At 67.1% G+C, this 20,860-nt stretch carries 23 protein-coding genes and 1 tRNA gene; 15 read left to right on the top strand and 9 right to left on the bottom strand.

The features are described 5' to 3' along the window. Window positions 1-46: 46 nt before the first annotated feature. The 6 genes from dxs (at window position 47) to E7773_RS04230 (ending at window position 4,976) form a co-directional block, all read left to right on the top strand. A complete protein-coding gene (dxs, locus tag E7773_RS04255; RefSeq protein WP_293988625.1) occupies window positions 47-1,972 on the top strand; it encodes a 1-deoxy-D-xylulose-5-phosphate synthase in 1,926 nt (641 codons plus the stop codon). Then, window positions 1,969-2,703: a TlyA family RNA methyltransferase gene (locus tag E7773_RS04250; protein ID WP_293989038.1), complete on the top strand. Its 735-nt coding sequence runs from the start codon at window positions 1,969-1,971 to the stop codon at window positions 2,701-2,703. The genes dxs and E7773_RS04250 overlap by 4 nt, the downstream gene beginning before the upstream one ends. Before the next feature lie 38 nt (window positions 2,704-2,741). After that, on the top strand, window positions 2,742-3,293 hold the full coding sequence (locus E7773_RS04245; RefSeq protein ID WP_293988622.1) for a TspO/MBR family protein: 552 nt from the start codon (window positions 2,742-2,744) through the stop codon (window positions 3,291-3,293). A gap of 22 nt (window positions 3,294-3,315) precedes the next feature. Continuing rightward, window positions 3,316-3,573 (top strand): accessory factor UbiK family protein, encoded by a 258-nt coding sequence (locus tag E7773_RS04240; RefSeq protein ID WP_293988620.1) that lies wholly within the window; start codon window positions 3,316-3,318, stop codon window positions 3,571-3,573. Between the two features lie 87 nt (window positions 3,574-3,660). Further along, window positions 3,661-4,167, top strand: a complete 507-nt coding sequence (locus tag E7773_RS04235) for a YbjN domain-containing protein (protein WP_293988618.1) — start codon at window positions 3,661-3,663, stop codon at window positions 4,165-4,167. Next, entirely contained in the window at window positions 4,164-4,976 is an 813-nt protein-coding gene (locus E7773_RS04230; protein WP_293988615.1) for a pyrroline-5-carboxylate reductase dimerization domain-containing protein, read from the top strand. Before E7773_RS04235 ends, E7773_RS04230 begins: the two co-directional genes overlap by 4 nt. Here E7773_RS04230 and E7773_RS04225 read toward each other — a convergent pair. Further along, a complete protein-coding gene (locus tag E7773_RS04225) occupies window positions 4,973-5,488 on the bottom strand; it encodes a helix-turn-helix domain-containing protein (RefSeq protein ID WP_293988612.1) in 516 nt (171 codons plus the stop codon). The genes E7773_RS04230 and E7773_RS04225 overlap by 4 nt on opposite strands. A gap of 79 nt (window positions 5,489-5,567) precedes the next feature. Between E7773_RS04225 and E7773_RS04220 the strand changes: the two genes are divergently transcribed. The 3 genes from E7773_RS04220 (at window position 5,568) to E7773_RS04210 (ending at window position 8,938) form a co-directional block, all read left to right on the top strand. Next, window positions 5,568-6,653: a branched-chain amino acid aminotransferase gene (locus E7773_RS04220; RefSeq protein ID WP_293988610.1), complete on the top strand. Its 1,086-nt coding sequence runs from the start codon at window positions 5,568-5,570 to the stop codon at window positions 6,651-6,653. Window positions 6,654-6,739: 86 nt separating this feature from the next. After that, a tRNA-Gln gene (locus E7773_RS04215) sits at window positions 6,740-6,814 on the top strand. 468 nt (window positions 6,815-7,282) lie between these two features. Further along, on the top strand, window positions 7,283-8,938 hold the full coding sequence (locus E7773_RS04210; protein WP_293988608.1) for an ABC transporter ATP-binding protein: 1,656 nt from the start codon (window positions 7,283-7,285) through the stop codon (window positions 8,936-8,938). Here E7773_RS04210 and E7773_RS04205 read toward each other — a convergent pair. Next, the gene (locus tag E7773_RS04205) at window positions 8,930-9,850 is read right to left on the bottom strand and encodes a neutral zinc metallopeptidase (protein WP_293988606.1); all 921 of its coding nucleotides are present in this window, start codon (window positions 9,848-9,850) and stop codon (window positions 8,930-8,932) included. The genes E7773_RS04210 and E7773_RS04205 overlap by 9 nt on opposite strands. 112 nt (window positions 9,851-9,962) lie before the next feature. On the opposite strand from E7773_RS04205, the gene E7773_RS04200 reads away from it, so the two are divergent. After that, a complete protein-coding gene (locus E7773_RS04200) occupies window positions 9,963-10,748 on the top strand; it encodes a 3-hydroxybutyrate dehydrogenase (protein WP_293988604.1) in 786 nt (261 codons plus the stop codon). Here E7773_RS04200 and E7773_RS04195 read toward each other — a convergent pair. Together E7773_RS04195 and E7773_RS04190 are read right to left on the bottom strand one after the other, a co-directional pair. After that, window positions 10,745-11,326 carry a hypothetical protein gene (locus tag E7773_RS04195; protein WP_293988602.1) on the bottom strand — a complete coding sequence of 194 codons (582 nt, stop codon included), beginning with the start codon at window positions 11,324-11,326 and terminating at the stop codon, window positions 10,745-10,747. The genes E7773_RS04200 and E7773_RS04195 overlap by 4 nt on opposite strands. 146 nt (window positions 11,327-11,472) lie before the next feature. After that, on the bottom strand, window positions 11,473-11,628 hold the full coding sequence (locus E7773_RS04190; RefSeq protein WP_293988599.1) for a hypothetical protein: 156 nt from the start codon (window positions 11,626-11,628) through the stop codon (window positions 11,473-11,475). Between the two features lie 160 nt (window positions 11,629-11,788). Between E7773_RS04190 and E7773_RS04185 the strand changes: the two genes are divergently transcribed. Then, on the top strand, window positions 11,789-13,180 hold the full coding sequence (locus tag E7773_RS04185; protein WP_293988597.1) for a short-chain fatty acyl-CoA regulator family protein: 1,392 nt from the start codon (window positions 11,789-11,791) through the stop codon (window positions 13,178-13,180). Between the two features lie 9 nt (window positions 13,181-13,189). Here E7773_RS04185 and E7773_RS04180 read toward each other — a convergent pair whose 3' ends face one another. Both E7773_RS04180 and E7773_RS04175 read right to left on the bottom strand, forming a co-directional pair. Then, window positions 13,190-13,408 carry a hypothetical protein gene (locus E7773_RS04180; RefSeq protein WP_293988595.1) on the bottom strand — a complete coding sequence of 73 codons (219 nt, stop codon included), beginning with the start codon at window positions 13,406-13,408 and terminating at the stop codon, window positions 13,190-13,192. Window positions 13,409-13,478: 70 nt separating this feature from the next. Next, window positions 13,479-13,691: a cold-shock protein gene (locus tag E7773_RS04175; RefSeq protein WP_293988593.1), complete on the bottom strand. Its 213-nt coding sequence runs from the start codon at window positions 13,689-13,691 to the stop codon at window positions 13,479-13,481. Window positions 13,692-13,990: 299 nt separating this feature from the next. On the opposite strand from E7773_RS04175, the gene E7773_RS04170 reads away from it, so the two are divergent. Next, the gene (locus tag E7773_RS04170) at window positions 13,991-15,586 is read left to right on the top strand and encodes an isocitrate lyase (protein ID WP_293988591.1); all 1,596 of its coding nucleotides are present in this window, start codon (window positions 13,991-13,993) and stop codon (window positions 15,584-15,586) included. Between the two features lie 767 nt (window positions 15,587-16,353). Here the strand turns inward: E7773_RS04170 and E7773_RS04165 are convergent. The 3 genes from E7773_RS04165 to E7773_RS04155 are packed head-to-tail and all read right to left on the bottom strand — an operon-like array spanning window position 16,354 to window position 17,752. Then, window positions 16,354-17,298 (bottom strand): aldo/keto reductase, encoded by a 945-nt coding sequence (locus E7773_RS04165; protein WP_293988588.1) that lies wholly within the window; start codon window positions 17,296-17,298, stop codon window positions 16,354-16,356. Beyond that, complete coding sequence (locus E7773_RS04160; RefSeq protein WP_293988585.1) at window positions 17,295-17,483, bottom strand: hypothetical protein; 189 nt, start codon at window positions 17,481-17,483, stop codon at window positions 17,295-17,297. Before E7773_RS04160 ends, E7773_RS04165 begins: the two co-directional genes overlap by 4 nt. Then, window positions 17,483-17,752, bottom strand: coding sequence for a hypothetical protein (locus tag E7773_RS04155; RefSeq protein WP_293988581.1), 270 nt, complete (start codon window positions 17,750-17,752; stop codon window positions 17,483-17,485). The genes E7773_RS04160 and E7773_RS04155 overlap by 1 nt, the downstream gene beginning before the upstream one ends. A 129-nt stretch (window positions 17,753-17,881) precedes the next feature. Between E7773_RS04155 and E7773_RS04150 the strand changes: the two genes are divergently transcribed. The 3 genes from E7773_RS04150 to E7773_RS04140 are packed head-to-tail and all read left to right on the top strand — an operon-like array spanning window position 17,882 to window position 20,825. Beyond that, window positions 17,882-18,841: a metalloregulator ArsR/SmtB family transcription factor gene (locus tag E7773_RS04150; protein ID WP_293988579.1), complete on the top strand. Its 960-nt coding sequence runs from the start codon at window positions 17,882-17,884 to the stop codon at window positions 18,839-18,841. Then, the gene (gene metF / locus E7773_RS04145) at window positions 18,841-19,779 is read left to right on the top strand and encodes a methylenetetrahydrofolate reductase [NAD(P)H] (protein WP_293988576.1); all 939 of its coding nucleotides are present in this window, start codon (window positions 18,841-18,843) and stop codon (window positions 19,777-19,779) included. Before E7773_RS04150 ends, metF begins: the two co-directional genes overlap by 1 nt. Next, window positions 19,776-20,825 carry a homocysteine S-methyltransferase family protein gene (locus tag E7773_RS04140; protein WP_293988574.1) on the top strand — a complete coding sequence of 350 codons (1,050 nt, stop codon included), beginning with the start codon at window positions 19,776-19,778 and terminating at the stop codon, window positions 20,823-20,825. Before metF ends, E7773_RS04140 begins: the two co-directional genes overlap by 4 nt. The last annotated feature ends 35 nt before the right edge of the window (window positions 20,826-20,860 follow it).

The raw sequence follows: 20,860 nt of genomic DNA, 5'->3' as shown, positions 1-20,860 counted from the left end.
AACACGGTCAATCGACAGGCGTTTCGCGCTGGGGTAAGGCGGTGCGATGGCCGACCTTCCCACGACGCCGCTGCTCGACACCGTCTCGACGCCCGCCGACCTCCGCACGCTCAAGCCTACGCAATTGCGCCAGTTGGCCGACGAATTGCGCGCTGAGGTCATTTCCGCGGTCGGCACGACCGGCGGACACCTCGGCTCGGGGCTCGGCGTGGTCGAGCTGACCACCGCGATCCATTATGTCTTCGACACCCCCGACGACCGGCTGGTGTGGGACGTCGGGCACCAATGCTATCCGCACAAGATCCTGACCGGGCGGCGCGACCGCATCCGCACCTTGCGGCAGGGCGGGGGCCTGAGCGGTTTCACCAAGCGCAGCGAGAGTGAATACGACCCGTTCGGCGCGGCGCATTCGTCGACCTCGATCTCGGCGGCGTTGGGGTTCGCGATCGCCAACAAGCTCGCGGGCAAGCCGGGCAAGGCGATCGCGGTGATCGGCGACGGCGCGATGTCGGCGGGGATGGCGTACGAGGCGATGAACAACGCCGAGGCCGCGGGCAATCGGCTGGTCGTGATCCTCAACGACAACGACATGTCGATCGCGCCGCCGGTCGGCGGGCTGTCGGCGTATCTCGCGCGGATGGTCAGCTCGAGCGAATATCTTGGCCTGCGCAGCCTCGCCAAGCGCCTCACCGCGAAAATCTCGCGCCGCATCCACAACGCCGCGCAAAAGGCCGAGGAATTTACCCGCGGCATGGTGACCGGCGGCACGCTGTTCGAGGAACTCGGCTTCTATTACGTCGGCCCGATCGACGGGCATAACCTCGACCATCTGATCCCGGTGCTCGAGAACGTCCGCGACAGCGAGCACGGCCCGATCCTGGTCCATGTCGTGACCACTAAGGGCAAGGGCTACGGCCCGGCCGAGGCGGCAGCGGACAAATATCATGGCGTGCAGAAGTTCGACGTGATCACCGGCACGCAGGCCAAGGCGCCCCCGGGGCCGCCCGCGTACCAGAACGTCTTCGCCGATCAGCTGATCAAGGATGCCGACCGCGACCCGAGCATCGTCGCGATCACCGCGGCGATGCCGAGCGGAACCGGGCTCGACCGCTTCGCCAAGGCACACCCCGACCGCACGTTCGACGTCGGCATCGCCGAGCAGCACGCAGTGACCTTTGCCGCGGGGCTGGCGGCGCAGGGGATGCGGCCGTTCTGCGCGATATATTCGACCTTCCTGCAGCGCGCGTACGATCAGGTGGTGCACGACGTTGCGATTCAGAATTTACCCGTGCGGTTCGCGATTGATCGCGCTGGTCTGGTCGGTGCCGACGGCGCTACGCACGCGGGCAGCTTCGATGTAACCTATTTGGCGACCTTGCCCAATTTTGTTGTGATGGCGGCGGCGGACGAGGCCGAGCTCGTCCACATGACGCATACCGCGGCGCTGCACGACAGCGGCCCGATCGCGGTGCGCTATCCGCGCGGCAACGGCACCGGCGTCGCGCTGCCCGAAATCGCCGAACAACTGCCGATCGGCAAAGGGCGGATCGTGCGCGAGGGGAAGAAGGTCGCGATCCTGTCGCTTGGCACCCGTCTCGCCGAGGCGCTCAAGGCCGCCGACGCGCTCGACGCGAAAGGCCTGTCGGCGACCGTCGCCGACCTTCGCTTCGCCAAGCCGCTCGACGAGGAAATGATCCGCAAGCTGCTGACCAGCCACGAAGTCGCGGTGACGATCGAGGAAGGCTCGATCGGCGGCCTCGGCGCGCATGTGCTCACGATGGCGAGCGACACCGGGCTGATCGACGCCGGCCTCAAGCTCCGCACGCTGCGCCTGCCCGATGCGTTCCAGGATCAGGACAAGCCCGAGCTGCAATATGCCGAAGCCGGGCTCGACGCCGACGCGATCGTCGAGACGGTGCTCAAGGCGTTGCGGCACAACGACGCGGGCGTGGTCGAAGGGGCGCGGGCCTGAAACAACGGATCGACCAACTGCTTGTCGATCGCGGTCTTGTCGAAAGCCGCACGCGGGCACAGGCGCTGATCATGGCGGGGCTGGTGTTTGCCGGGGGACGCAAGGTCGCCAAACCGGGCGAACAAGTAGCTGAAGACGCAGCAGTGGAGGTCAAGGGCCGCGATCATCCCTGGGTATCGCGCGGCGGGATCAAGCTGGCGCACGGGCTCGACCATTTCGGCTGGGATGTCGCGGGCGCGATGGCGATCGACGTGGGAAGCTCGACCGGCGGGTTCACCGACGTGCTGCTCTCGCGCGGCGCGGCGCGGGTTTATGCGGTTGATAGCGGAACCAATCAGCTCGCGTGGAAGCTGCGGCAGGACGAGCGCGTGATCGTCCACGAACAGACCAGCGCGCGTGTCCTGACCGACGCGCATATCCCAGAGCCCGCCGACCTGATCGTGTGTGACGCGAGCTTCATCGGGCTGGCCAAGGTGCTCGAGGTGCCGCTGCGCTTCGCCCGGCCCGGCGCGCGGTTGCTCGCGCTGATCAAGCCGCAATTCGAGGCGGGGCGCGATGAGGTGGGGAAGGGCGGCGTGGTGCGCGATCCTGTAATCCATCAGCGCGTATGCGACGAGGTCGCGGCGTGGCTGACGACGCAGGGCTGGGCGGTTGAAGGCGTCACGCAAAGCCCGATCACCGGCCCCGAAGGCAATATCGAGTTCCTGATTGGGGCACATCTCACCGCCTAGTCGCTTGCCTTCGCCGCGCGCGCTGCCAGAAGGACGATATGGAGATTGCGACCAAGGGACAGTTGCGCTGGGCCTTCCTGCGCTGGGCGGTGGTGACGGTGCCGCTGATCATCCTGCTCGGCTTCGCGTCGAGCCAGTTCGCGCCCTCGGGCGACCGGAGCCTATGGTATCGCGAGCTCGCCAAGCCCGCGCTCAACCCGCCCAGCTGGGTGTTCCCGATCGCCTGGGCCGCGCTCTATGTGATGATGGGGCTCGCGCTGGCGATGATCCTCAACGCACGCGGGTCGCGCTATCGCGGGCTGGCGATCGGGCTGTTCGCGCTTCAGATGGTGCTCAATATTGCCTGGACGCCGGTGTTCTTCGGCGCGCATCTGGTGCTCGCGGGGTTGCTGATCATCGTCGCGATGTTCGCCGTCGCGCTGATCACCACCTTCATTTTCGGCCGGATCCGCACCGCGGCGGCGTGGCTGATGGTGCCGTATCTCGCGTGGCTATGCTTCGCGGGGTGCCTCAATTTCGGGGTCCTGCAGCTCAATCCCGATGCCGAGGCGCTTGTGCCGTCGTCGTCGAGCACCCAGATGACGATCTGAGATGACTTAAAGGAACGTTCCGATGCAGTCCGAAAACCGTTTGTTCGACGATGTGGTCAAGTTCGTGAACGGCGCCGCCGGCACGCTGGCCGGGATGGGCCGCGAGGCCGAGGCCGCGACGCGCGAACGCGCGCGCGAATGGATCGGCGGGATGGACTTCGTCAGCCGCGAGGAATTCGAGGCGGTGAAGGCGATGGCCGCCGCGGCGCGCGACGAGGCCGAGGCGCTGAAGGCGCGGCTCGACAAGCTCGAGGGCGCGAAGAAGTCCACAAAGGCCTAACGCCCTATCCACAGCTTTCTCCACGCGTCCCCGTTGCGCGTTTCGGCCGCAGCGGGCAGATTCCGCGCATGAACCGCGAGACCCGCCATGCTCGATGAAAACGATCTGTCGCGCGAAGACGCGGCGCCGATCGACATGATCGAGAATTACTACGCCGCGCATGGCTGGGATCATCAGCGTCACGACGACGAAGTGGTGGCGACGGTCAAGGGCAGCTGGACGCAATACGAGCTCCGCGCGCTGTGGCGCGAGGAAGACAGCGTGCTGCAATTCCTCGCCTTCCCCGACATCCGCGTCACCGACGACGAGCGCCGCGCCGCGATCTACGAGGCGATCGGGCTGATCAACGAGCAATTGTGGATCGGCCATTTCGAACTGTGGTCGTCGAGCGGGATCGTGCTCTACCGCCACGCCGCGGTGATCGACGGGACCGACGGCGGCACGCTCAGCCTGGAAAATGCCGAGCTGATCATCGAATCCGCGATCGACGAGTGCGAGCGCTTTTACCCGGTGTTCCAGTTCGTGCTGTGGGGCGGCAAGACGCCCAGGGAAGCGCTCGCCGCATCGATGACGGAGACGCAGGGCGAGGCGTGAGCGGGGTGGCGCTCCAACGCCTCTGGCTGATCGGCTGCGGCAACATGGCCGGCGCGATGCTGTCGCGCTGGATCGATAGCGGGCGGATCGCGGCGGGCGCGGTCGACGTCGTCAACCGCAACGATCGCGCCTTGCCCGGCGGGGTGCGGCAGGCGCGGACGCTGCCCGACGGCCCGCCGCCCGACGCGATCATGCTGGGGATGAAGCCGCAACAGATCGACGAGATAGTCGCTCAGTATGGCGACGCGATCGCTAGGGCGCCGATGCTGATCTCGATCCTCGCCGGGGTCGAGGAAGCGACGCTGGCCGAACGTTTTCCCGGCCCCGCGATCGTCCGCGCGATGCCCAATTTGCCGGTCGCGCTGGGCAAGGGCGTCGTCGTGCTCCACGCGCGCGCCGCGCCACCGCCGGTCAAGGAGTCGGTCGCCGCGCTGATGGCTCCGCTCGGGCTGGTCGAATGGACCGATGACGAGGCATCGTACGGCGCGCTCGGCACGCTCGAAGGGTGCGGCCCCGCCTTCCTGTTCCGCTTCATCGATGCGCTGGCGAAGGGCGGTGAGGCGCTCGGTATTCCCGGCGATCAAGCGGCGCGGCTCGCGCTGGCGACGGTCGAGGGCGCTGCCGCGATGGCGACCGGGGCCGATGCGACGCCCGCGACGCTGGCCGACCGCGTCGCCAGTCCCGGCGGGTCGACGCGGGAGGGGCTCAACGTGCTCGACCGCGACGAGGCGCTGGTGATGTTGTTGACCGAAACGCTCGCCGCCGCCCGCAAGCGCGGCGAGGAAATGGCGGCGGAGGCGCGGCGCTAGGAGCGTTCGCCGGGCGGCACCGAATTCTCACGCCACGAATGGATCCGCGCGCGCTCGGCGTCGGGGATCAGCCCCTCGAGCACCGCCCAGAACCCGGTCACGGCCTGCTGGCCCGCCCTGGTATAGGCATTGGCCATGATCTCGCGGCTGGCGTTGAACAATTCCATGTCGAGCGCGTGCCCGCTCGCGGTCAGGCGCAGCAGCCGCTGGCGCCGGTCGCGGTCGCCGACGCGCGTTTCGACGAGGCCGCGCTGCTCCAGTTCGGTCAGCACGCGGCCGAGCGATTGCTTGGTCACGCCCAGGATCGCGAGCAGCTCGCTCACCGAAATGTCCGGATGGCGCCCGATGAAATACAGCGCGCGGTGGTGCGCCCGCCCAATGCTGTTGGCCCCGAGCCGCTCGTCAACCGCGCGAGTCACGCGGCTGTAGGCGAAAAACAGCAGTTCGGAACCGCGGCGCAGTTCCGATTCGCGCAGGAATTGGGCCGAAGCGGCTGGTGTTTGGGCAGTCATATTGTCCCGTTGTTGCCACCGTAATGACCCTACGGCAAGCCTTGGACGCGCACGCAATCGCGCCTATGGGACGGCGGCCATGACCATCGCCGCCACGTTCCCGCTCGATCCGACTGCCACTCCCACGTCCGCCGCGGAGCGCGCCGCGCGGATGGTCGATCCCGGCTTCGGACGCGTCTTCACCGACCATATGGCGATCGCGCACTACAATGCGACCGACGGTTGGCACGACATGGCGATCGCACCGCGTAGCCCCCTGACGGTCGATCCGGCATGCGCCGTGCTGCATTACGCGCAGGAGATTTTCGAAGGCCTCAAGGCGTATCGCACTGCGGGCGGACCCGCGCTGTTCCGGCCCGATGCCAACGCCCGCCGCTTCCAGGCATCGGCGCGGCGACTGGCGATGCCCGAATTGCCCGCCGACCTGTTCGTCGAATCGTGCCGCGCGTTGGTGCGAAGCGAGATCGACTGGATTCCCGACAGCGATGGCGGCGCGCTGTACCTGCGCCCGTTCATGATCGCGAGCGAGGCGTTCCTCGGGGTCAAACCGTCGGCCGATTACGTCTATATGGTGATCGCCTCGTCGGTCGGTGCGTATTTCAAGGGTGGGCCCAAGGCGGTGTCGATCTGGGCGTCGGAGAATTACACGCGCGCCGCGCCGGGCGGCACGGGAGCGGCGAAATGCGGCGGCAATTATGCCGCAAGCCTCGCGGCGCAGTCCGAGGCGATCGCGAAGGGGTGCGACCAGGTCGTGTTCCTCGATGCGGTCGAGCGGCGCTATATCGAAGAGCTCGGCGGCATGAACATCTTCTTCGTGTTCGACGACGGGTCGCTCGCCACCCCGCCATTGAGCGACACGATCCTCGCCGGCATCACGCGCGATTCGCTGATCGCGCTGGCGCGCGACCGCGGGCTGACGGTGCGCGAGGAGCGCTATGCGCTCGATCAATGGCGCGCCGACGCGGCGAGCGGTCGGCTGGTTGAGGCGTTCGCGTGCGGCACGGCGGCGGTGGTCACGCCGATCGGGTCGGTCAAGGCCGCGTCGGGCAACTTCACGATCGGCTCGGGCGGTCCCGGGCAGATGTCGCTCGCGTTGCGCGACGCGCTGGTCGCGATCCAGCGCGGCGCGGCGCCCGATCCGCACGGCTGGCTCGACCGGCTGTAGAGGGTTGGCACCGCGCGGCGCGCCGCTATAAGCGCCGCTCGCCTTTGATGGCCCCTATGCGAGCAGGCTCGCAGGGCTGGCATCGGTGGGGCGTCGCCAAGTGGTAAGGCAGCGGCTTTTGGTGCCGCCATTCGCAGGTTCGAATCCTGCCGCCCCAGCCAACCAGTCGCTCATATTTCGCAAACGCGCCGCATCAACCGCTGTCCACAACTCATTCAATCGCCGGCGTTTTAGCGCTTGACCGACTCGGGACGAATATGTCGGCGACGTGGTGCGCGGGGTGGCGTCGAACGCGATCAACCAAGGCGTGGCGGTGGCGACGCACCTGCAGGACCATTTCGACTGGACCGGGGTGGCGGTGGCGGGGATCACCGCGGGCGTGTCGGGCGCGGTCAGCCGCGCGCTGGAGGGCCCGAAGGACATCCACGGCGGGCTGATCCATCCGCTGAGCCGGCTGGAAAGCTATGGCGTTCAGCTGGTCAGCGGCATGGCGGGCGGGATCGCGGGCGCAGCGTTCAGGAACGCGGTGACACGCGACAGCGCCTTCCCCGGTGACAGTCGCCTTGTCGCCCCCTACCACTGGCGCTGTGACAGGGGAGCATCCTTCAGCGGGAACGGCGCGGACGGCGATGGCGGCGATCCGCGCGCTCGTGACCGCGCAACCGCGGCATACCGCGTTGGCACTCGTGCTCGCCTTGCTGGGGGCGTTGATCGAAGGCGCGGGCCTGTTGCTGCTCGTGCCTATTCTGGGCGTGCTGACCGGCGCGAACGAGCTGTCGTGGGTCCGCGTCGCGGCGGCGCGCTGGGGGTTCGCGACGCCGGGCGCGCTGATGGGGCTGCTGGTCGCCGGGTTTGTCGCGATGATGATCGTCCGCGCGCTGCTGCTTTACGCGCGCGACATGACATTGCAATCGCTGCAATATCGCTTCGTCGACGCGCAGCGGTTGCGCGTAATGCGCGCGCTGGCGGTGGCACCGTGGGCGAAGGTCGCCGCGCTCGACCATTCGCGTGTCACGACGTTGCTCGGGCTGGACATGACGCGGGTCGGGTCGACCGCGCAGATGATGGTGCAGGTGTGCGTCGGGCTAATCACGCTCGGCGTGCAGTTGGCGGTCGTCGCTGCCTTATCACCGGCCATGGCGGGGATCGCCGTGGCGGTGATCGTGGTGGGCGGCGGCATGCTGTTGCTGCTCCAGCGCCACGCCTTTTCCAGCGGGCACAAGGTGATGCGCGCCGGGCAATCGATGATGAGCAATGCGGCGGGGTTCCTCGGCGGGCTGAAGATCGCCGCGGCGCAGCGGATGCGCGACCGCTTCGTCGCCGAGTTCGCCGCCGCGCAGGCGCGCTCGCGCGACAGCGCGCTGACGTTCCAGCGCGGGCAGGCACGCGCACGGCTGGGCTTCGCGATCGGGTCGGCGTTCGTGCTGGCCGCCGTCGTGGTTGGCGGGGTCGGGCTGCTCGGCGTCGCGCCGGCGCGGCTGATCATCGTCGTGCTGGTGTTCGCGCGGATGGTCGGGCCGGTGCAGCAATTGCAGCAATCGATAGTGGCGATCGCGTTCGGCCTGCCGGCCTTCGCCGCGGTGACCGAGGCCGAGCGGCACTTCGCCGCCGAACCCGAACCGCGGGGCATGGCGCCCGGCAATGGACCGATCGCGCTCGACGGCGTGAGCTACATCCACGGCGACGGCGGTGGGCTGAAGACTGCGACGCTGACCATCGCCCAGGGGTCAATCACCGGGATCACCGGGCCGAGCGGCGGCGGCAAGACGACGCTGATCGATGTCGTCACCGGTTTGCTCGCGCCGCAAGCCGGGACGGTGAGCGTCGGGGGCAAGCCGCTGACCGGCGGCTGGGGCGGGGCGGTCGCTTACGTCCCGCAGGACGGCTTCATGTTCCACGACACGGTGCGGCGGAACCTCGATTGGGGCGACGACGCGATCGGCGAGGCGGCGATGCACGCGGCGATCGCGTGCGCCGGCGCGAGTGAGATCGTCGCCCGGATGCCCAGCGGTCTCGACAGCATCGTCGGCGAGCGTGGGGCATTATTATCGGGCGGCGAGCGTCAGCGCTTGGCGATCGCTCGCGCGCTGCTGCGGCGCCCGCGGCTGCTGATCCTCGACGAGGCGACCAACGCGATCGACGAAGCCGGCGAGGGTGCGCTGCTCGACCGGCTCGCCGCGCTCGATCCGCGCCCGACGATCCTGATCGTCGCGCATCGCGATTCGAGCCTCAGCCGCTGCGACGCGCGGATTCGCGTCGAGGACGGGATCGCGACTTCAGCCTAGCGCGCCTGCGAACGTGTCGCACTGTGCGGGGTCGCCACTGTCGATCCCGCGCTTGAGCCAGGTCATGCGCTGTTCCGATGTGCCGTGCGTGAAGCTGTCCGGAACGACTCGCCCCTGCATTTCGCGCTGCAATGTATCGTCGCCGATCGCCTTGGCCGCGGTCATTCCCTCTTGCAGGTCGTCGGGGTCCATCCGGTCGCGGTTCTGCGCAGCCCAGACGCCGGCGAAGCAGTCCGCCTGGAGCTCGAGCATGACCGAGAGCTTGTTCCCGTCGACCTCGCTCGACCGGCGCTGGAGCGACGAAACCCGATCGGACGTGCCGAGCAGATTCTGAATATGATGCCCGAATTCGTGCGCGATCACGTAATCCTGCGCGAAGTCGCCCGACGCGCCGAATTTCTGCGCGAGTTCCTGAAAGAAGCTGGTGTCGAGGTACACGCCCTGATCCTGCGGACAGTAAAACGGCCCCATCGCCGATTGCGCGGCGCCGCAGCCCGACTGGCCCTGACCATCATAGAACACGAGTTTGGGTTGTTCGAACCGCTGGCCGCTTTTGGCGAAGATCGCCGCCCAGGTCTTGTCTGCCGAGCTGAACGCGTTGCACGCGACCTTGCTGCCGGCGTCGAGCGTGCAGCTGGAGGCGGTGTCGCTGCCCGCGCGGCGCGCTTCAGTCGGCGCGGATGAACCTGAGATCTGCCCGCCGCCGCCGAGCATCTGCAGCCCGCCGCCGAGGAACAGGAACAGCCCGAGCGCGATCGCGACCCCGAAACAGCCGAACCGGCTGAAGATCATCGGCAGGAACGCGAAGAGCAATCCACCGCCGCCCCCGCCGCCGAAGCCACCGAACCCGCCGCCGCCCGATCCGCGCTGATCCTCGACGTTGATGTTCGGGTCGAAATCGTCGAGCCGCATCGCGCGCTATCCTGATCGTTATCGTTGCGTATCAAATGCGCCGGTCGCGCAGTGGTTGCAATCGTGTGTGCGATCGGGTCATGCGCAGATGAAGGGAGCAGGGAGTAAAGGCATGTTTCTGAAGGGCAAGAGCGCGATCGTCACCGGGTCGACCTCCGGGATTGGGCTCGCGTATGCCAAGGCGCTGGCCGCCGAGGGCGCCGCGGTGATGATCAACGGCTTGGGCGATGCGGACGCGATCGAGGCCGAGCGCGCCGAGCTGGCCACGATCAACGGTGCGAAGGCGCTGTACGACTCCGCCGACATGACCAAGCCCGACCAGATCGCCGCGATGGTCGCACGGTGCCACGACGAACTCGGCGGTCCCGACATCGTCATCAACAACGCCGGCATCCAGTTCGTCTCGCCGGTCGACGACTTCCCGACGGACAAATGGGACGCGATCATCGCGATCAACCTGTCGAGCGCGTTCCACGTGGTGCACGCCGCGATCCCGCACATGAAGGCGAAGAAGTGGGGCCGGATCATCTCCACCGCCTCCGCACACAGCCTGGTCGCCAGCCCGAACAAGTCGGCCTATGTCGCGGCCAAGCACGGCGTTGCGGGGCTGACCAAGTCGGTCGCGCTGGAAGTCGCGACGCACGGCATCACCGCGAACTGCATCTCGCCGGGCTATGTCTGGACGCCACTCGTCGAGAACCAGATCCCCGACACCATGCGCGCGCGAGGGCTAACGCGAGAGCAAGTGATGAACGACGTGCTGCTCGCGGCGCAACCAACCAAGGAATTCGTGACCCCGGAGCAGGTCGCGGCGCTCGCGCTGTTCCTGTGCCGCGACGAGGCGAAGGCAATTACCGGCGCCAACCTGTCGGTCGATGGCGGCTGGACCGCGGCCTAGGTTTCCAAGCCGAACTCGCCGACGATCCAGCGGTACATCTCGGGCAGCTTCTCGCGCACTAGCGCGCGCGTGTAGGGCGGTCGCGCCGCGTGGCCGCACAGCGCGACCGAAGCGACCATCGCGAAGAATTCCTTATCGTTGGTGTAGAGATAGGCTTGCGGCGGCCAGTCGCCGGCGGCCTTCGCGCGTTTATAGAAGTCGAGCACCGTCGCATTCGCGAACCCGTCGGGCAGCTTGAGCAGATGGTAACGGTGCAGCAGTTCGTGGAGCAGCACCGGATTTTCGGGCGGCGGCAGCGGCGAGCGTTGAAAGAACACGCCGCGTTGGCCGGCGCGCGTTTTCGTATTCGGTACCAGGTCCACGGTGATCACCTGCTCGGCGAAGAAGGCCGCGACTTCCGGCTTCACGCGCACCGACTTGACCAGCGCGATCTGCGCGTCGAGCGCAGCGAGGAGGGCGGGGGTCTGCTCACCGCCTTGCCAATCGATTGCGAACGCGGGCGTCTGCGCCAACGCGGCCCGCGGCAATAGCGCGACGGCGGCGGCACCGGCGATCAGCGAGCGGCGCGTGACGGACATGCCGCCATCCTAATCTCCCCCGCCGCCCGCTCAAACCGATCATTGTCGCAAGATGTGCACGAAAATGCCCGCCGGGCACGAACCCGACGGGCATCCTTTCCTCCCCAGGAAACTCGCCGCCCCCGGAAGGGGGGGCGGGGCCGACCTCAGCCGACGCGGCCGAGGCGGTGGTACAAGTTGGAGAATTTGACCGACTTGGGGTCGTCGGCGATCTGGCGCACATAGGCGCCGACGGCTTCCTTCATCAGCGAGAAATCCTCGGTCGAGAAGACCGCGCGGCTGCGCTGCGGTTCGCTTGGCATGTCGCTTCCTTTACAATCTGGCCGATAGCGTGGCCGGGATGAGATCGGTTAGCGCGTGGCCGCGCCGGAAGGTGCGCGTTTTATGCGGCGCCTCGGGTTTGGCTGTGCTAGCGCGCGACACGATTCGACGTGAAGTTGTAAACTATTGACCAAGGGCGAGATGGCCGAGCGTAAGATATTGGCGGGACATGCGGTGCGGCGGCTGCGGCGGCGCGAGGGGCTGACGCAGGCGGCGATGGCGGAGATGCTTGCGATCAGCCCATCGTACCTCAACCTGGTCGAAAAGAACCAGCGCCCGCTGTCGGCGGCATTGCTGGTCAAGCTGGCCGAGACGTTCGATTTCGATCCGCGCGCGCTCGCGGCGGGCGAGCCCGGCGGCGGCGCGGCGGCGATCCGGCGGCGGCTGGCCGACCCGCTGTTCGCCGACCTGGAAATCGACCGCAACGAAGTCGAGGAATGGCTGGCGGGCGCGCCGGGTGGGGCGGAAGCCTTCGCGCGCGCGTTCGACCGGATGGGGCTCGCCACTGGCACCGACGGTACAGCCGCAGCGGCGGATTCGATCGCCGAGGTGCGGCGCGAGATCGAACGCTGGCGGGGACATTTCGCCGACCTCGACGCGGTGGCGGAAACGCTGGCCGACGAGCTCCGGCTCGGCGCGGGTGACCTGTATGGCGCGATCGCCGAGCGGCTGCGCGTCAAGCACCAACTGACGATCCGCATCCTGCCGGTCGACGTGATGCCCGACCTGCTCCGCCGCACCGACCTCCATGCGCGGCAATTGCAATTGTCCGAAACGCTCGACCCGGCGAGCCGGACCTTCGCCGCGGCCTACCAGCTCGCCCAGATTGAAGCGCGCGAGGACATCGAGGCGCTGGTGCGCGGCGCCGGGATCGGCGACCGCGCCGGCGAGCGGCTCTACCGCCGGTACCTGACCAGCTATTTCGCCGCCGCGGTGATGATGCCCTATGCGCGGTTCCTGCGCGCGTGCGAGGCGACGGGATACGACCTCGAACTGCTGCAACGCCGGTTCGGCGCTGGGTTCGAACAGGTCGCGCACCGGCTGACGACGTTGCAGCGAGTCGGTGCGCGCGGTTTGCCGTTCTTCATGGTCCGGATCGACCGCGCGGGACAGGCGTCGAAACGTTTCTCGGGCGCAAGCGCATCGCCGATGACCGAGAGCGATTCGCGCTGCCCGCTATGGCGTGTGCATCATGCCTTCGACCGGCCGGGCGAGCTGACGGTGCAGCTCGTCGAGCTTGAGGATGGCGCGCGCTGGCTGACACTGTCGCGCACGGTTACGCCGCAGGGGCGGCAATACGGTTCGGTGCGGGCGCAATTCGCGGTCGGGCTGGGGTTGGCCGCCGATCTCGCCACCGGCCTCGCGGCGGTGCGCGGCATCGACCTGAAGGGCGAAGCGACCCCGATCGGCCTCGGTTGCCGCGCATGCGGGCGCAGCGCCTGCCCGCAACGCAGCGCGCCGCCCGCCGGCCGCGCGCTGCTGATCAATGAACGCGAGCGCGGGGTTTCGGCGTTTACTTTCGGGGGGGATTGAAAGCGGCGGCTATTCCGCCGCGACCAGCATTCGTGCTTCGGCGGCGCGGGCGGCGGCGTCTTCGCGTTCGCTGCGCAGCTTCGACGTGCGCTCGAGCCGTTCGGCCATTTCTTCCCACGCCATCGCGGCGCGCTCGCAGCGCGCGCGAACGTTATCGAGGCTGCTGGCGGCGGCGTTGGCGCGCTCCATGGCGGCGCGGTTACGGTAGAGTTCCGGGGTGTCGGACATTCGATTCTCCTGAAGCTACCCCAATAGCACGAAAGGGCGGTCCGACCGAGTCGAACCGCCCGGGCGTCGATTACTCGGCTGCCATCTTCACGTTGACCGCGGCCTGCTTGCCGCGGCGGTCGTTTTCCAGATCGTAGGTCACGCGATCGTTCTGGTTGAGCGTGTTGATCCCGGCGGCCTCGAGCGCGGTGACGTGGACGAATGCATCCTGTCCGCCGCCGTCGGGCGCGATGAAGCCGTACCCCTTGTCGGCGTTAAAGAATTTGACGGTGCCGGTGGTCATGCAGGTATTCCTTCTTTGTGACAGGGCGCACCCAAGAGTCGGGGAGCCCAAGGCCGCGGCTGCAGGGAAAGAAGGAGAAAGGAGCCGCAAAGCGCCGAAGACCGTCGATGTGCGACTGTAGCGCCGCTTATATGGGCGCCGGGGGACAAAATAGCAAATCGGCGGCTGAAAACTATTTACAAAAAGACATGTATGAAGCGGATGGCCTCGACGCCTCGACGCCGATATCTGCCGTATATCGGCAGCATCGATTGTAAATCCGCGTACATTCTCGGGCTAATCAACCGAGGACGACACCCGTGACCTATCAGGACGATATCGCGCAGACCGGCCAGCTGATCGCCGGGTACAACGGCACGTGGGACGGGATCAGCGCCGAAGCGGTGGCGCGGATGCGCGCGCAGAATCGCTTCCGCACGGGGCTCGACATCGCGCGCTACACCGCCGCGATCATGCGGCGCGATATGGCGGCGTACGATGCCGATCCGGCGAATTATACGCAGTCGCTCGGCTGCTGGCACGGCTTCATCGGCCAGCAGAAGATGATCAGCATCAAGAAGCATTTCGGCTCGACCGAGCGCCGCTACCTCTATCTGTCGGGCTGGATGATCGCGGCGCTGAGGAGCGAGTTCGGCCCGCTCCCCGACCAGTCGATGCACGAAAAGACCAGCGTCCCCGCGCTGATCGCGGAACTCTACACCTTCCTGCGCCAGGCCGACGCGCGCGAGCTTGGCGGGCTGTTTCGTGAACTGGACGTCGCGCGCGATTCAGGGGACGAGGTCGCCGAGCATCGCTTGCTCCATGCGATCGAGCACCACCAGACGCACGTCGTGCCGATCATCGCCGATATCGACGCGGGGTTCGGCAATGCCGAGGCGACGTACCTGCTCGCCAGGAAGATGATCGAGGCGGGCGCCTGCGCGCTCCAGATCGAGAACCAGGTCAGCGACGAGAAGCAATGCGGGCATCAGGACGGCAAGGTCACCGTGCCGCACGAGGATTTCCTCGCGAAGGTCCGCGCCTGCCGCTACGCGTTCCTCGAGCTAGGCGTCGAGGACGGGATCATCGTCACGCGCACCGATTCGCTCGGTGCGGGGCTGACCAAGCAGATCGCGGTATCGAAAGAACCGGGCGACCTGGGCGATCAGTACAATTCGTTCCTCGATTGCGAAGAGATCGATCCGGCGACCGCGCGGAACGGCGACGTCATCCTCAACCGCGACGGCAAGCTGATGCGGCCCAAGCGCTTGCCCTCGAACCTGTTCCAGTTCCGCGAAGGGACCGGCGCCGACCGCTGCGTGATGGATTGCATCGCCAGCCTCGACAACGGCGCCGACCTGCTGTGGATCGAGACCGAGAAGCCGCATATCGAACAGATCGCCTCGATGGTCGACCGCATCCGCGCGGTCCACCCGAGCGCGAAGCTGGTCTACAACAATTCGCCGAGCTTCAACTGGACGCTCAACTTCCGCCAGCAAGTGTTCGATGCCTGGGAAGCGGCGGGGCGCGACATCGCGGCATACGACCGGGCGAAGCTGATGTCGGCCGATTACGACCACACCGAACTGGCGGCGGAGGCCGACGAGCGGATTCGCACGTTCCAGCGCGACGCGGCGGCGCGGGCGGGGATCTTCCACCACCTCATCACGCTGCCGACGTACCACACCGCCGCGCTGTCGACCGACAATCTCGCAAAGGAGTATTTCGGCGACCAGGGGATGCTCGGCTACGTCAGGAACGTCCAGCGCGCCGAAATCCGCCAGGGCATCGCCGCGGTGAAGCACCAGAACATGTCGGGGTCGGACCTGGGCGACGACCACAAGGAGTATTTCGCCGGCGAGGCGGCGCTCAAGGCGGGCGGGGTGCACAACACGATGAACCAGTTCGCGGCGTAGGCGGCACGCGGCGAACGGAGTTCGCGTCGAGGCGGCCAAGCCTGGGCGGCGGTAGGGGTAGCCCTGCCGCCCGGCGACGCGGCTTCGCCGCGGCGGGCAACCGAGAGGCACCCTCTGGAGAGGATGCGGCGGGTCGGGGAAGCCTCCGGCCCGCCAACGTTTGCGAAACTTGCCGAAGGTGCCGCGTACATCAACGTCGCAAAAGTCGCACCCCTATGCGTGCGCGAGGCCACTTACCCTCGAATGTTCCCAAAGTTCGCGGTGGCCATGGAGGTCACGCGCGCATGGATCGCGGGCAAGCAACCCACGCCAAATCGCTATTCAACCTGTCAAAGAGCGGCGCGAATCATAGCACGCTTGCTAGGTTGTAGGAAAACCCGATCTCGCGAACTTACATGACTGCTATGGGTGGTTAGCTGCCATTGCCTGCGTTCCAAGCCATCGTCACAGACATCCCCTCTTTCAGAAGAAATGCATCAATGCATCTCCGGCGTCGTTCCACATCGCGAGTTCCGTCCGGAAACACGACCGAGAGTTCGCCTTGGTCCGATTGGAGGTATTGCTGCGGAACCTGACAGTTTTTCAACGCAGCGAGCACCTGTGCTCTCGAAGCGGGTTCGGATCCCTCGTTGTCGCCGAACGGAAAACACGCGCTGCTGAATAGCGCCACGACTATCAGTGCGCCCAGCCGAGTAGTTCGATGCATTATCACCCTTCAACCGGCTAAGCCCAAAGCGACGTGTCCGCTATTGGGTGGGAAAGCGGTCTCAAGCCCCCGCCGCGTCCAGCCGCTCCAACTGATCCGCGCTCAACTCGAGGTCCATCGCCGGCAGCAATTCCTCGAGTTGCCCCACGCTCGTCGCGCTCGCGATCGGCGCGGTCACGCCGGGTTGCGCGGCGAGCCACGCTAGCGAAATCTGCGCGAGCGTCGCGCCGGTCTCCGCGGCGACCGCGTCGAGTGCCGTGAGCACCGCCGGCCCCTTGCCGTCGAGATACGCCTGCATCCGGCTCCCGCGCACGCTCTTCCCGAAATCGGCAGCCGAGCGATACTTGCCGGTGAGAAACCCGGAGGCGAGCCCGTAATAGGGCAGCACGCCGATATTGTGCTCGACGCAATAGTCCTGGAGCTCGCCCTCGAACCGGTGGCGGCTGACGAGGTTGTACTCGGGTTGGAGCGCCTCGAAACGCGGCGCGCCGGCGGCATGCGCGATGTCGTTGGCGGACTTCAGCCGCGCGGCGTGGAAATTGGACGCGCCGAGCGTCGCGACCTTGCCCGCCGCGACGAGCGTGGCGAACGCTTCCATATACGCCTCCTGCGGCGTCGCATCGTCGTCCTGGTGCGCGTAATAGAGCGCGATCTGCTCGACCCCTAGCCGTCCAAGCGACGCGTCACACGCCGCGGCAATCCGCGCAGGCGCGAGCTTTTCGCCGCCCTCGCCGGGGAGCATCCCGACCTTGGTCGCGACGCCGATCTTTTTGCCGCTCGACTTGAGCCACTCGCCGATCACGGTTTCGGACTCGCCCCCCTTATGCCCCGGGACCCACGCCGAATAGACGTCGGCGGTGTCGACCAACGTGCCGCCCGCGTCGGCGAACGCGTCGAGGATCGCGAAGCTCGTCGTCTTGTCGGCGGTCCAGCCGAACACGTTGCCGCCGAGGCAGAGTTTGGGGGTGTGGAGGTGGCTCGAGCCGAGACGGCGGGTTTCGGTCATTGTGTGTTTCCCTGGTCCACAGCTTGGGCGTTGTCGGTCGGCGCGGCTGTCGCGTTGACGTCCTGCGACGCCGCCGCTTCGTTGAGCATGCGGTCTTCCTCGGGTGACACCGCGCCGGGATCGTCGGTGCGCGAATGGCACCCGGCGAGCAGCGCGACCGCGACGAGCGCGAGGGGAATGCGCATCAGTCCTGAATCTCGTTGCCGACGTCCTTCATCGCCTGACCGGCCTTGTTCCGCGCGTCCTTCGTCACGTTGCCGACCTTATCGATGCTGTTCTCGGCCGCGCCGAAAGCTTGGTTGGCGGCGGCATCGACGTCACGGTTGGCCTCCGCCATGGTCGCGTTGGCGTCGGCGGACATCGTGTTGCCGGCGGTCGCCGCTTCGTCCTGCGCCTTGTGGCTGCACGCGGCGAGGGCAAGAAAGGCGAGCGGGATGAGGGCGAGGCGACGCATTGGGGACTCTCCGATGAGTTGGGTCAGCGTAAACGTATCGGAGCGCGTCGGGGTCCGCAACGGGACCGTGGCACCCGGGAGTAATTTGCGTTGATCTGATATAAAGATATCTTTATATCTATATGCGACATGCCGAACACGCTCGACATCTTCCGCGCGCTCGCCGATTCGACGCGGCTGCGGATCGTCGCGCTGGTGCGATCGATGGAGCTGTCGGTCGGCGAACTCGCGCAAGTGCTCGGCCAGAGCCAGCCGCGCGTGTCGCGCCACGTCAAGATCTTGTCCGACGCCGGGATCGTCGAGCGCCGCAAGGAAGGCAGCTGGGTGTTCGTCGCGATGGGCGTGGCGGACGTCGCCACGCCGCTGTGCGCCGCGCTCGATTCGTGGGAAGGCGACCGCGCGCATGCCCGCGCCGAGGCCGATGCCGCGCGGCTTGCGGCGGTGCGCGCGGACCGTGCGGCACACGCGGCGGGCTGGTTCGAGGGCAATGCCGGGCAGTGGGATTCGCTCCGCTCGCTCCACATCGCCGAGGAACAGGTCGAGGCGGCGATGGCCCAGGTGCTCGGCGACGAACGCGTCGAACGGCTGGTCGATATCGGCACCGGGACCGGGCGGATGCTCGAACTGTTCGCGGGGCAGGCGGATCATGCGCTCGGTATCGATCGCAGCAGCGAGATGTTGCGGCTCGCGCGCGCCAAGCTGACCGAGCGCGGGCTCGATCACGCCGAATTGCGCCAGGCCGATCTCTACGCGCTGCCGCTCGATGCGGGCGCGGCGGATCTCGCGATCCTGCACCACGTGCTCCATTTCGCGCAGACCCCCGACGCGGCGATTGCCGAGGCGGCGCGCGTGCTCGGGCCGGGCGGGCGCTTGCTGATCGTCGATTTCGCCCCGCACGGGCGCGAGGAATTGCGGACGCGCGATGCGCATGCGCGGCTCGGCTTTTCGGACGAGCAGATGCTCGGCTGGTTCGAGGGGGCGGGGCTTACCCCGGTGCGGACCGAGACGCTGGAGGGCGGCGAATTGACGGTGAAATTGTGGCTGGCGCGCAAGAGTGGTGCGCGTGGCCTGGTAGCGGAGGCAGCGTAATGGGAACGGTCGATACGATGCCGGAGGCGCGGCGCGCGCTGGCGACGCCGATGTTCGCCGACCTCGCAGGCGATGCGGCGGTGAGCTTCGAATTCTTCCCGCCCAAGACCGAGAAGATGGAAGAAACGCTGTGGGAATCGGTCCAGACGCTCAGCCCGCTCGGCCCCCGTTTTGTGTCGGTGACCTATGGCGCGGGCGGCACGACGCGCGAGCGCACCCATGCGACGGTCGCGCGGATCGCGCGCGAAACCAGCATCCCGGCCGCGGCACACCTCACCTGCGTCGCGGCGACAAAGGACGAGATCGATGCGGTCGCCAGTGAATATTGGGACGCGGGCGTGCGCCATATCGTCGCGCTGCGCGGCGATCCGCCCGTTGCGGGGACCAAGTTCTCGTCGCCGGTCGGGGGATATGAGAATGCCGCGGCGCTGGTCGCGGGGCTGAAGAAGCTCCACCCGTTCGAAATCTCGGTCGCGGCCTATCCCGAGTGCCATCCGGACTCGCCCGATCCTGGCCACGACCTCGACAACCTCAAGCGCAAGATGGACGCGGGCGCCACGCGCGCGATCACGCAATTCTTCCATGAGGCGGACACCTTCTTCCGCTTCCGCGATGCGGCGGCGAAGGCGGGGATCGACGCGGAGATCGTGCCGGGGATCATGCCCGTCATGAACTTCGCGAGCGTCCAGCGCATGTCGGCGATGTGCGGCACCGCGGTGCCCAAATGGATGGGGACGCTATTCGAAGGGCTCGACGATCGACCCGCCGCGCGCCAGCTCGTGTCGGCGACGATCGCCGCCGAACTGTGCCGCCGGCTCTACGCGGGCGGGGTACGCAATTTCCACTTCTACACGCTCAACCGCGCCGAGCTGAGCTATGCAATCTGCCACCTGCTCGGCATCCGCCCCAAACCCGAGTTGCAGGAGAAGGCGGCATGACGTCAGTCCGCGAAAAACTGTTGGCCGAGGCCGCGCAGCGCATCCTGATCACCGACGGCGCGTTTGGCACCGAGATCCAGAACTGGAAACTGTCAGAGGCCGATTATGCCGGCGATCTCGGGCTGAGCCATGACCAGAAGGGCAACAACGACATTCTCGCACTGACCAAGCCCGAGGTACCGGAATCGATCCACCGCGCCTATTTTGAGGCGGGGGCGGACATCGCGGAGACCAACACCTTCTCGGCCAACCGCATTAGCCAGGCCGATTACGGCGCGGAAGCTCTGGTCCGCGAAATCAACGTCGAAAGCGCGAAGATGGCGCGCCGCGTCGCCGACGAGTTCGCCGCGAGGGACGGTCGGCCCCGGTTCGTCGCGGGCGCGATCGGCCCGACCAACAAGACGCTGTCGCTGTCGCCCGACGTCAACGACCCGGGCTATCGCGAGATCGACTTCGATTACCTCAAGGGCGTGTATCGCGAACAGGCCGATGCGCTGGTCGAGGGCGGGGCGGACTTCATCCTGATCGAAACGGTGTTCGATACCTTGAACGCCAAGGCCGGGGTGATGGCGGCGATCGAGGCGGGGCAGGCGCTCGGCCGCGACTTGCCGATCATGCTGTCGATGACCTTGACCGACCTCAGCGGGCGCAACCTGTCGGGGCATACGGTCGAGGCGTTCTGGCACGCGGTGCGGCACGCCAAGCCGCTGACGATCGGGCTGAATTGTTCGTTCGGTGCCGAGCAGTTGCGTCCGCATGTTAAGACACTTTCTGAGATCGCCGATACGCTGATCATGGTCTATCCGAATGCCGGGCTGCCCAACGAGTTGGGCGCGTATGACGAGCTGCCCGCGACCACTGCGGGCCTTGTTGGCGAATGGGCGCAGGCGGGCCAGGTCAACGTCCTCGGCGGCTGCTGCGGCTCGACCCCGGCGCATATCAAGGCGATCGCCGATGGTGTGCGTGGGCTGGCCCCGCGCGCGGTCGCGGCGCCCGAAGTCCGCACGCGCCTCGCTGGCCTCGAACCGATGACGATGGCGGCGTGATCCGATCCTCCCCGTTTACGGGGAGGGGAACCAGC

The sequence above is a fragment of the Sphingomonas sp. genome, from assembly GCF_004799495.1.
In the GTDB taxonomy this organism is placed as follows: Bacteria; Pseudomonadota; Alphaproteobacteria; order Sphingomonadales; family Sphingomonadaceae; genus Sphingomonas.
The sequence above is the reverse complement of the archived record's forward strand: the minus strand, read 5'-3'. Positions and strand labels throughout refer to the sequence as shown.